The following is a 10,249-nucleotide window of genomic DNA, read 5'->3' as shown; positions in this document are numbered from 1 at the left end:
ACCATTTCTAAAAAAAATAAGAAATTGGCCCACCTACGAAAGAAATAAGTAAGATATAGAGAAAGATTTATATAATGTAAAGAAGAAAAGTGCAACATAAAAAACTACATGCTAATTGTTGGGAGTGTTTAACAATTGGCATGTAGTTCGTGGATTAGTCCTTTATTTACATTGATTTAATTTTTCAAGGGTTGTTTTAGGTAAGATTGGAATTGAAATAGTGAAAGTTGTACCATCTTCATTACTAGTCATTTTTAATGTGCCGTTATGATTTTGGATGATTTTTTTTGTTACTGACAAGCCTAGTCCTGTTCCCGAATCCTTCGTTGAGAAGAATGGATCAAAGATATATTCTTGAATAGCTGGATGAATACCAATTCCATTATCTGTGAAAGTAATCCGAACGAAGTTATTAAGGCGATAACTAGTAATTTGAATAGAAAGAGGTTTGTCGCCTTGAGCATCGACGGCATTTTGAAATAGATTTAAAAACACTTGAACAAGTTCATGTCGATCAATATTGACTAAAATATCATCTAATTCATTAGAGAAGTTATAATCAATTGAAATATTATGCAAGGAGACTTCACTAGCTAGTAACTGTTGAATATAGTCACGTAAAAATGTATTGATGGGAAACGGTTCTCTTGTAAATTCCCGTGTTTTTGAAATGGCTAAAAATTTTGTAATAATATTATTTGCACGATCTAATTCAGGGATAAGCAAGTTTTTAAATAACTCTTTATTTGATGGAGAAATGCTTTCTTGTAAAAATTGTAAGTATCCTCGTACTGTTGTAAGAGGATTTCGTACTTCGTGTGCAATTCCAGCTGCGATTCGCCCTGCTAACGAAAACTTCTCAGCATCACGTTCTGTATTTAAATAATGAAAGACACTAATAACTCTAAAAATCTCCCCGTTATAATCGCGAATAATTCGGTTATTTATAATGCCATAGTTTTTGTCTAAAACTTCTTCATTATATATTTCTGTTCCCGTTTTTAATGTTTCAATTGCTTTAATTTTTTCTTCCGGCAAGTTTAGTAATTGTTGAATCGGTTTTCCGATAATATCATTTCGTATTACACCGAAATCATCTGCAGCAACTTGATTACATAAAGTAATATTCCCTTTACTATCGATAAAGGTTACATGATGTGAAAAGGCATCAAAAATATGTACAAAGTGTTTTTCAAGTTGTTCAAATAAAAATAATGAATCACAAGTAAGTTGAAAATGAGCCTCTTTATTCTCTTTTGGTATTTCTTGAATGGAATGAGTCGTTCTAGTTTTCTTTATTCGTAAACCAATATGTGGATTTTTGTATGTGAAATGATGTGGTAATTGATTCACAAGTTCTTCATAAAAACGTACTTTATTTTCTAGTTCTTCAATTCGTTTTTCATGAGATACAGTAGCATCGTTTGGAAGCATAAATAAATAACCCCTCATTTTAAAAATTCTTCCATATAGTATATCATATTTTTATAAGGATACTCTTAAAGAAAAGGCTACATGATGCAAAGTGTTTGGAAAGTGAATTGAAGGTGAAGTTAAAAGGGAGGGGTATATGTGCTGTTTATTGGAGTGACAGGATGGGGAGATCATGATTCTTTATACATAAATCCCTATGAAAATAGAAATAAATTACGAACATATAGCGAGTATTTTCCTATTGTGGAAGTGGATAGTTCATTTTACGCAATGCAACCTGCACGAAATTATATAAAATGGGCAATGGAAACGCCGAAAGATTTTTCTTTTGTCGTAAAAGCGTATCAAGGAATGACAGGACATATGAAAGGTGAAATTCCTTTTTCTACGTTCGATGAGATGTTTGATGTGTATAAACAGTCTATTCTTCCTTTAATAGAAGCTGATAAATTAAAAACAATTTTATTTCAATATCCACCATGGTTTGATTGCAAAAAGAAAAATGTAGATTTTCTTCGATATACGAAAGAAAAAATGGAAGGTTTACCATGTGCAATAGAATTTCGAAATCAAACATGGTTTTATCCAGAAATGAGAGATAAGACGTTACAGTTTCTAGAACAGGAGAAATGGATTCATACAATTTGTGATGAACCACAGGCTGGGATAGGTTCTGTGCCACTCGTGTTAGAGGTTACGAATTCAGACATGGCATTAATACGTTTTCACGGTCGAAATGTTCATGGTTGGCTTGATAAAGGGGAAAATTGGAGAGCGGTTCGCTGTTTATATCGCTACAACAATAAAGAACTGGAAGAATGGGTTGAACGACTAGAGCAATTAAAAAAGAAAACAAAGGATATATACGTACTGTTTAACAACAATTCAGGTGGGGATGCAGCAGATAATGCGAAACAGCTTATGAAAATGATGAACATTACATATGGTGAGCCGAAGCCGGAGCAATTAAATTTTTTTGAATGATAATAAACAAGAAAGGCACTGTACAAACAGGGGGAATGTACAGTGCCTTTCTATATGAAAAAGAGGGGTAACAATGTTACTGAGCGTTTGGTTGATTCATCAATTGTTGGCTTCATAATAAATGATAATGGTTATCATTATCATTGTCAATGGTTTTTCTAAAAATATATAAAAAACTTTGTGTATTTTAAATAGAGATAAAAAAAGAACAGCGATTAATGCTGTTCTTTTCCATTGACGAATTGTTGTAAATCAAAAGGAGTTATCGCTTGGATAAATTCTTTTGAGATAAGTGTTTGAACGAGAGTGCTCTCAGAGATAGAAGCACCTGTTTTCTTTTCATAAGCTTGTTTTAATAAATCAAGTTTTTCAGCCGTTTCTTTTGGTAATTCAATTGTAAGTGTGTTCATAATTTCTCCCCCTTATTATTAGAGTACCACTACAGTATAGGAGAGACAAGAAAAGAGAATATGAAATATAAAAAAGGTTACCAAATTTTAAAATGGTAACCTTTTTTATGTATAAGAGTTATTAAGCAATACCGATATACTTTAAAGTTTTTGATGGAGTACTGTGATCAAAGAAGTGTTGTAAAAACGCAATATCAACACCTGATTTGTATGCACAATAACCCCAAGTTTTTCGAAGTGTATGTGAGCTAATCCCTTCTAATCCAACTTCTTTTGCGGCTTTGTTTAAAATGTACCATGCATGTTGTCTCGTAATAGATTTTGTTCCTTTTTGAGATTTTAACAATGGTTCATTACGTTTCCAAGTTTTACGTTCTTTCATGTAGTCTTCGATTGCGTGCTGTAAGTCTTCATTTACAGCAAACCATTTATGTTTCTTCACTTTTTCATTGTAAAATAAAATGGAATGGCGAACATTTTCATTTTCATCGATTACATCACTAACTTTTAATTGTAAGATTTCACTTACTTTTAAGCCAGAATTTACAGCTAATACGAATAATAAGCCATCACGTTTCGAAGATTGTAAAAGTATATTTTTGATAGTTTCTAATTGTTTTTCATTTTGAATAGGTTGTCCTGCTTGTTTCATTTCACGCACTCTCCTCTTTTATATGTGTAAAGGAAAGGATTAACTTGTTTCTTACTATAAAGGGAGAGTGTGAATTTCATGTGAACTCCTAGTGAAATTAAGACAAATTATTTGACTTCTTTTACTTTTTGTAAATTGAAATAGAATACAACACTGTTAGTCGTATTATACACACCATACTCGGCATGATGTAGGTCTAAAATGTTTTTTACAATAGATAATCCGAGACCGGTACCTCCAGTGTGACGGCTACGTGATGCATCTAGACGATAGAAGCGATCCCAAATTTTTTCAAGACTTTCTTCAGGGATAGGGTTTCCTGTATTTTCGATTTCGACTTTTACGGTATCTTCTGCTTCTATAATGGAGACTTGTATTTTTTCTCCCTCTGGTGTATAACGAATTGCATTACTTAGTAAGTTCACAACTACTTGCTCAATGCGACTGCGATTTGCTGTAACAAGTATAGAAGGGTCTGCATCGACGTTCACTTGTAAATGTTTTTCTTCCATGCTAAATAATAATTTTGTGTAGACTTGTTGCGTTAATTCACCGATTGAGAACGTCGTCATATCTAGTTTGTAAGTACCAGATTCCAACTTTGCTAATTCTAACATTTCAACAATCAGCCTGTTCATATTTTCTGTTTCTTCTAAAATAACATCAGTATAATACGAAGTATCCTTACTAACACCATCTTTAATTCCTTCTGCAAAACTTCTAATTACACTTAGCGGTGTTTTTAATTCGTGTGATACGCCAGAAATGAATTCTTTTCTTGTTTTTTCTAATTGACGTTCACGTTCAATATCTTGTTGTAACTTTGTATTAGCAACATTTAATCGATCGATTCGATCTTTTAAATTTACAGATAATGTATTGATACTGCCAGAAAGTCCGCCAATTTCATCGTCAGCTGTAACTGGTAATTTCTCACTAAAATCAAAATTAGCCATTTTTTTCGTAACACGATTCATTTTAATTAATGGCTTTACAATGATTTTTGAGTAGTAGAAGGATAACAAAATAATAACGAGAAACACGATGATTAAGGCATAGACATAATAATCTTTTAAAACGAGCATCGCTTCATTAACAGGCTGCAAAGATGCTATCGCAAAAGCGTATTCTGTAATCCTTCCATTTTCTATAATCGGTTTTACAAAGATACTATTTTTTATATTTTCTCCGCCATCTAATATGAAAGTACTTAATTGGTTCGAGTTAGAAGTGCCCTCTCTAATCATATCAGCAAAATATTGAACGGCTTGTAATGTTTCAATATCATTTGCAAGGCGAACCTCAGCTTTGGATGGGAGCTGTAACTTAGTTATAACACCTGTAAAGACGATTCGAGTTGTAGATTTGTATCGGCTCGCAAGTCTATTCTTAGAAGGATTTCCATTAATTGATTGAAAATCCGAATAGAAATGTTCGTTTTGCCATTGATTATAATTCGTTCCTAATTTTTGTGGTGTGATTATATTATTCTCTTGCACGACTCCATCAACATTGATTATTACATCTTTTTTTAAACCTAAATTTTCGAATTTATTATATTCTTCTGGTGTTAAAAGATTATTGAGTGGAATGGAATACTGTTTATTATTGTTGGGATTAAATACATCGATATAGTAATTGTTATCACTTTTAATAATACCGTTAGAATCTAAAAACTGCATATCGGCATTTGTTTTATCATGAAATTCTTGTTTTAGTTTTCTAACCTTCTCATAACTTTTATCACTTTTATCATAATTATCTACGAATTTTTCAAAAGCAGTTTGGACTGTTTTTACTTTCTTATTAATATAAAATTTCTCTAAAAATAGAGATTGTCCTAGGAAAAAAAGTAGGAATATGATTGTAAATAAAGTGGATGTTAATAAAAATAGTTTAAAGACGATACTTCTGTTTTTCACTGCGTCACCTCTTATGAGAAATACTGTAAATGATTTCTTTATCCCGCTTTAACGGGCAATAAGACTCCCACTTCAAAATTCGGCGAATACAAGGGAGTTAAGTGGGAGATCAATTGCCCGTAAAATCCGATTGGTTCAACTAATAATCAGTGGGGGATGGAAAAACCCCCCACTGATTAAAGTTTCACTTTATTATAACAAACGTTACAAGAAAGTAGAGGGGAGAAATCTGTCTCTTTATAAAGTAGTTATTTATAAAAAGTAACATAAAAAGAACTCGCCAGACGTATGACAAGTTCTTTAGTGTACTATTGTTGAATTGCTGCATCTAAAGCGATTTCAATCATTTCGTTAAATGTAGTTTGACGCTCTTCAGATGTTGTTTCTTCGCCAGTGAAGATGTGATCGCTAACTGTTAATACTGATAATGCATTTACACCGTATTTCGCTGCTAATGTGTAAAGAGCAGTTGTTTCCATTTCTACTGCTAATACACCGTAATCTCCAAGTTTTTTAACCATGTCCATGCTTTCACGATAAAACACATCTGCTGTTAAAACGTTACCGACACGAACGTGTAATCCTTTTTCAGTTCCAGCATCATAAGCTTTCTTTAAAAGGTCAAAGTTTGCAGCTGGTGCAAAATCAAATCCTGGGAATGTTAAACGGTTCATATTAGAATCAGTACAAGCCGTCATTGCGATAATAACATCACGAACTTTTACATCTTTTTGAATTGCACCGCAAGTTCCAACGCGAATTAAATTTTTAACTCCGTAGCTTTGGATTAATTCGTTTACATAAATAGAAATAGAAGGAACACCCATACCTGTACCTTGAACAGATACACGTTTTCCTTTATAAGTTCCAGTGAAACCTAACATACCACGCACATTATTATAGCAAGTAACGTCCTCTAGAAATGTTTCAGCGATATATTTTGCACGTAATGGATCACCAGGTAATAGAATAGATTCAGCGATTTCACCTTGTTTTGCTTCGATATGTACACTCATAAAAAAGTCCTCCTTATAATGTATTGATAGAAATCAATATCATTTGCATTATACACTACGAATCCTTTCAATTAAAATCTTTTTATTATTTGTAATATGTACAAAATAGGAGGATTTCATAAATCATAATCTAGAATATATATCTTAAGAAGTTTTGTATGAATAGAGACAATAAAAATGGTAGGTGATGTTTTGAAAAATCTTGTCATTGGGCTTATTGCGTTAGTACTTATTGTGGCAGGAGGATTTTACATAAAAAAATATCAAGAAAACGAAGAGACTGTAGGAGATGTTCAGGAAGTAAAGTGGGATGTTTCGAATGGAAAGGGAAATGAGAAAGTAGATATTGTATTTCAGTTGTTAAACAACAAGAATAATGAAATTCGTGGTGTAAATGATCAAATGCGGGCAGTGATTGTAGATGGACAGTTAAAAAACATACAACAAATTAAACCCACATTTGCAGGGAACGGGTCATATAAGTTATCTTCCAAAATAGCGAAAGACGAAGAATATACAATATTTTTATACGAAGACAAAAATAAGTCCGTAGAGTCATTCGCTAGGAAGAATTTTGGTAGAACGAAAGAGGAGAACAATAAGAAAAAAGTGAAATTTCCAATCGACAGTGTACTTACAAAAAAAATAGGAGAGTATGAAGTTTCTCTTTTATTTGGTGCATTACATCCGAATGAACCAGTTACGTTAACATTTCAGTTTCAAGCGAAAAAGGGTGAAAAATTGAAATTGCATTCAGAGAGAGGAGAAGTAGAGTCACTCTATATAGTGGATGAAACGAAGGAGAATTTTTTATACGCTATGCCTGTAGATACGGATGAACAATTACAATACCGAATTACATTTCCTGCCGAGGGCACGTATAAAATGTGGGGGAATTTCTATATAAATGGTAAGAAGTATGAAAAAGAATTTATTGTACAAGTTCAAAAAAGAAAAAACAGCTAAGAATTTAGCTGTTTTTTCTTTTTCCTATTAATTTTGTTACAGAGAGCATTGTAATTGGTAAAGAATGATTCTTCCTAAATGCTAAATATTTACCGCTCCATGCTGGTTTATATTTTTCTTTAAAATGTCGTAATCCGCTGAAACTATACGTATAACGAACGTTATTAAAGATTGCAGCAGCCACTCGTTCAGACCAGAAAGACTGTGTGGATAAACCAACATTTGAAAGTGGTGCCATACCGATATTAAAGGAGTGGTATTCATTTTCTTTTGCCCACTGGAATAAGTGGATGAAAATTGCGTCCATAATGCCGCTAGGCGCATCTGGATAATATCGCATTAAATCGACAGATAATGATCCGTTTTGATATACAGGCATGAATGTTGTGAATGCAATAATTTTCCCATCCGAATCAGATAATGTTGCGATAGGAGCGCGACTAATATATTCACGATCGAAGTATCCGAGTGAAAAACCTTTCTCTTTTTTTCCACCAAGCCATGCATCTGAAACTTTTCTTAACTCTTCATATAATTCGTCGGAGAAAGGTGGCTCATGAATAGAGAATGTATAGCCTTCTCTTTCAAAACGGTTGAAAGTAGCTCGCATGCCAGCGCGTTTCTTTCCTGTTATTGTAAAGGTATTTAAATCAACAACAGCTTCTTCACCAAGCTTAAAGAAGTTATAACCAAAATCGTGGTATAAACTCATCCATTTACTTTCAATTTGATAGAATACACAAATGTATCCAAATCGATCAGCCTCAGCTAAAAACTCTTGCAATACAGTACGATAGGAGGAAGGGTCCCCAATTGGATCACCTAGTACAATAAGTCGTTTTCCAGTTATTGAGAAGAGAATGAGTGCTTTTCCATCACTACTGAAAAAGAACTGTTTATCTCCTAAAAAACCTAAATGACTAAGTACATTTCCACCATGTTCATCTAAGAAGTTTTGTAATCGTTTATCATTAGCTGGTTGCCCGGGAAATTCATTTCGATAACGATTTGCAATGAGTGAACCAATTAGTAAAAAAGTAGGAACAAAAAAGGCAGCTGCTAATGCACTTCGTTTCACTTGTGTAATATTACGAACGACAAAATCAGGTTTGAAAGCTTCTTTTGCACCTGCAAATAAAATACCTAAGTTTTTATATAAATATAACGTTACAAGTAGGAATATAAAAACTTTTACGATATCGGAAAGTGAGACTTCCATTTTCTCACGCACAAACCTTTTACGAAGCATATACAATACAGCGAGTACGATTAATAAAATAAAAGTTTCTTCAACATCAATTCCTTTTAGTGTGTTAAAAATAGCCGCTCCAATTAAAGAAACAATCGTCATATAATAAGAACGTTTTGTTCCGTAATATATCCCCCGCGAAAGAATGAGGAGGAGAATACCGAATGTTAGCGATAAGCTAAAAGAAAATTGAATAAGATGTTTTGGAGCTAGAATATGTAAGGCGTGTGCCCGATTTATACTTGTCGGTAGAATGGTTGATAAAATAACCATTAAGCCAGCAAATACTGTTAAAGCAGCAGATGCCCAAGAACCTAACTTTCCTAGAAAGTCACGCTGCAAAGTCCATATAACACCAGTTGTCTCTAATGCAGGCGCAATAAAAGGTTTATCTTCAAACTTTTTAATGGCTACTCCTGTCATTTCAAAAGCTGCAAAAATGAGACCAAGGCAGAAGGGCAAGATGTAATAGACGAGACGATATAATAACATAGCAGGGAGTAAAACACCTGTATCGATGCCGTATTGCCCAAGCCCAGTTAAGAAGACAAGATCAAATGATCCAAGGCCACCAGGAACAAGACTAACGACACCAGCTAAAGCAGCAATAACATATACGCCTAAAAACTTTTGGAATTCGATTTCAATGCCAAATAATAGTAATATGACGTACATAACAATACCAGCAGATACCCATTCGACTAATGAAACTAATGAGTATAAAACAGTTGGGTTTTTCTCCTCTTCTTCTTGTTCCTCTGTTTGCGTCGCTTTTCTATTTTTTAATTTAGAAAATCCGATATATATAGGGACGAAAAGAGCGAAGAAGATAAGAACAGGCCATAGCCATGGTTTTTCATGCAAAATAAATCTCGTGTCTAATATTCCGATGAGACCAAGAAATGAAAGAATGGCTAATCCATTAATAAAGGCAGTTGTCATCCAAGCGATACTTTTAATAAGTTTTCCATTTTCTTTTATATATGGACGATAAAGCATTGTGCGTACGCCGGCTCCAACAAGACCACCAAACCCGATAAATCCATTTAAAGTATTAGCAATCCACGAGATACGGAAAATCTTTTGGACAGGGATATCAGCTTTTAAGTAACGAAGCATAACATAGTCATAAAAGAACATTGTTGATACAGCGAATGCACCAAGTGTAATTGCTAAAAAGACTCCTCCAGTTGGAATGTTTTTAATTGTATCAATCGCTTCTAAAAAAGAAATGCCCGCTAATTCTTTTTTTGCTTGAAAGAATACAATTGTTAATACAACAAATGGGAAGACAATTTTCCCGATTTGTAAGAAACGTTTCCATGAAAACGACATAAATACAACTCTCCTTGTATAAGAAAACTGAGACAATAATATTATTATGACAAACTTCAAGAAAAATAAAAAGGTAAATTCCTGTATAGGCGAGCTATTTTTTATATAGGTATATTTAAAAGAATATTTTGTTTGTCAGAAAATTAAGTTAGAATAAGATGAAAGAGGGGGAGGGTAGTATATGATTATAAAAGGTTACGTAGGATATGAGTTAGAAAAAGCGAAACCTAATACATCAGAAGATTTTTTTAACAGATCTGAAGTGACATATATATTAAATG

General features: G+C 33.2%; 8 protein-coding genes. 2 read left to right on the top strand and 6 right to left on the bottom strand.

From position 1 onward, the window contains the following. Positions 1–162: 162 nt before the first annotated feature. Entirely contained in the window at positions 163–1,434 is a 1,272-nt protein-coding gene (locus ABWK52_RS23445; protein WP_000937241.1) for an ATP-binding protein, read from the bottom strand. Positions 1,435–1,572: 138 nt separating this feature from the next. On the opposite strand from ABWK52_RS23445, the gene ABWK52_RS23440 reads away from it, so the two are divergent. Beyond that, the gene (locus tag ABWK52_RS23440; RefSeq protein WP_000897354.1) at positions 1,573–2,418 is read left to right on the top strand and encodes a DUF72 domain-containing protein; all 846 of its coding nucleotides are present in this window, start codon (positions 1,573–1,575) and stop codon (positions 2,416–2,418) included. A gap of 215 nt (positions 2,419–2,633) precedes the next feature. On the opposite strand, the gene ABWK52_RS23435 is transcribed toward ABWK52_RS23440, so the two are convergent. From ABWK52_RS23435 to deoD, 4 genes are all read right to left on the bottom strand, one after another. Next, a complete protein-coding gene (locus ABWK52_RS23435) occupies positions 2,634–2,828 on the bottom strand; it encodes a DUF3924 domain-containing protein (protein ID WP_001094860.1) in 195 nt (64 codons plus the stop codon). 121 nt (positions 2,829–2,949) lie between these two features. Continuing rightward, the gene (locus tag ABWK52_RS23430) at positions 2,950–3,480 is read right to left on the bottom strand and encodes a tyrosine-type recombinase/integrase (protein ID WP_000806236.1); all 531 of its coding nucleotides are present in this window, start codon (positions 3,478–3,480) and stop codon (positions 2,950–2,952) included. Positions 3,481–3,587: 107 nt separating this feature from the next. Beyond that, the gene (locus tag ABWK52_RS23425) at positions 3,588–5,402 is read right to left on the bottom strand and encodes a sensor histidine kinase (protein ID WP_000797508.1); all 1,815 of its coding nucleotides are present in this window, start codon (positions 5,400–5,402) and stop codon (positions 3,588–3,590) included. A 308-nt stretch (positions 5,403–5,710) separates the two neighbouring features. Then, positions 5,711–6,418, bottom strand: a complete 708-nt coding sequence (gene deoD / locus ABWK52_RS23420) for a purine-nucleoside phosphorylase (RefSeq protein ID WP_000110707.1) — start codon at positions 6,416–6,418, stop codon at positions 5,711–5,713. Between the two features lie 177 nt (positions 6,419–6,595). On the opposite strand from deoD, the gene ABWK52_RS23415 reads away from it, so the two are divergent. Continuing rightward, a complete protein-coding gene (locus tag ABWK52_RS23415; RefSeq protein ID WP_000232610.1) occupies positions 6,596–7,384 on the top strand; it encodes a hypothetical protein in 789 nt (262 codons plus the stop codon). A gap of 4 nt (positions 7,385–7,388) precedes the next feature. Here the strand turns inward: ABWK52_RS23415 and mprF are convergent, their stop codons facing one another. Further along, on the bottom strand, positions 7,389–9,968 hold the full coding sequence (gene mprF / locus ABWK52_RS23410; RefSeq protein ID WP_000010893.1) for a bifunctional lysylphosphatidylglycerol flippase/synthetase MprF: 2,580 nt from the start codon (positions 9,966–9,968) through the stop codon (positions 7,389–7,391). Between the last annotated feature and the right edge of the window lie 281 nt (positions 9,969–10,249).

The organism is Bacillus sp. AP50, assembly GCF_040492675.1.
GTDB lineage: Bacteria > Bacillota > Bacilli > Bacillales > Bacillaceae_G > Bacillus_A > Bacillus_A cereus.
Note: the sequence above shows the minus strand (reverse complement) of the source record. Positions and strands in the feature narration are given on the sequence as shown.

What these genes read in the sequence shown, in the direction of transcription:
- ABWK52_RS23445 (WP_000937241.1), bottom strand. Translation starts at nt 1,434, where the DNA reads ATGCTTCCAAACGATGCTACTGTATCTCATGAAAAACGAATTGAAGAA.
- ABWK52_RS23435 (WP_001094860.1), bottom strand. Translation starts at nt 2,828, where the DNA reads ATGAACACACTTACAATTGAATTACCAAAAGAAACGGCTGAAAAACTT.
- ABWK52_RS23430 (WP_000806236.1), bottom strand. Translation starts at nt 3,480, where the DNA reads ATGAAACAAGCAGGACAACCTATTCAAAATGAAAAACAATTAGAAACT.
- deoD (WP_000110707.1), bottom strand. Translation starts at nt 6,418, where the DNA reads ATGAGTGTACATATCGAAGCAAAACAAGGTGAAATCGCTGAATCTATT.
- ABWK52_RS23415 (WP_000232610.1), top strand. Translation starts at nt 6,596, where the DNA reads ATGGTAGGTGATGTTTTGAAAAATCTTGTCATTGGGCTTATTGCGTTA.
- mprF (WP_000010893.1), bottom strand. Translation starts at nt 9,968, where the DNA reads ATGTCGTTTTCATGGAAACGTTTCTTACAAATCGGGAAAATTGTCTTC.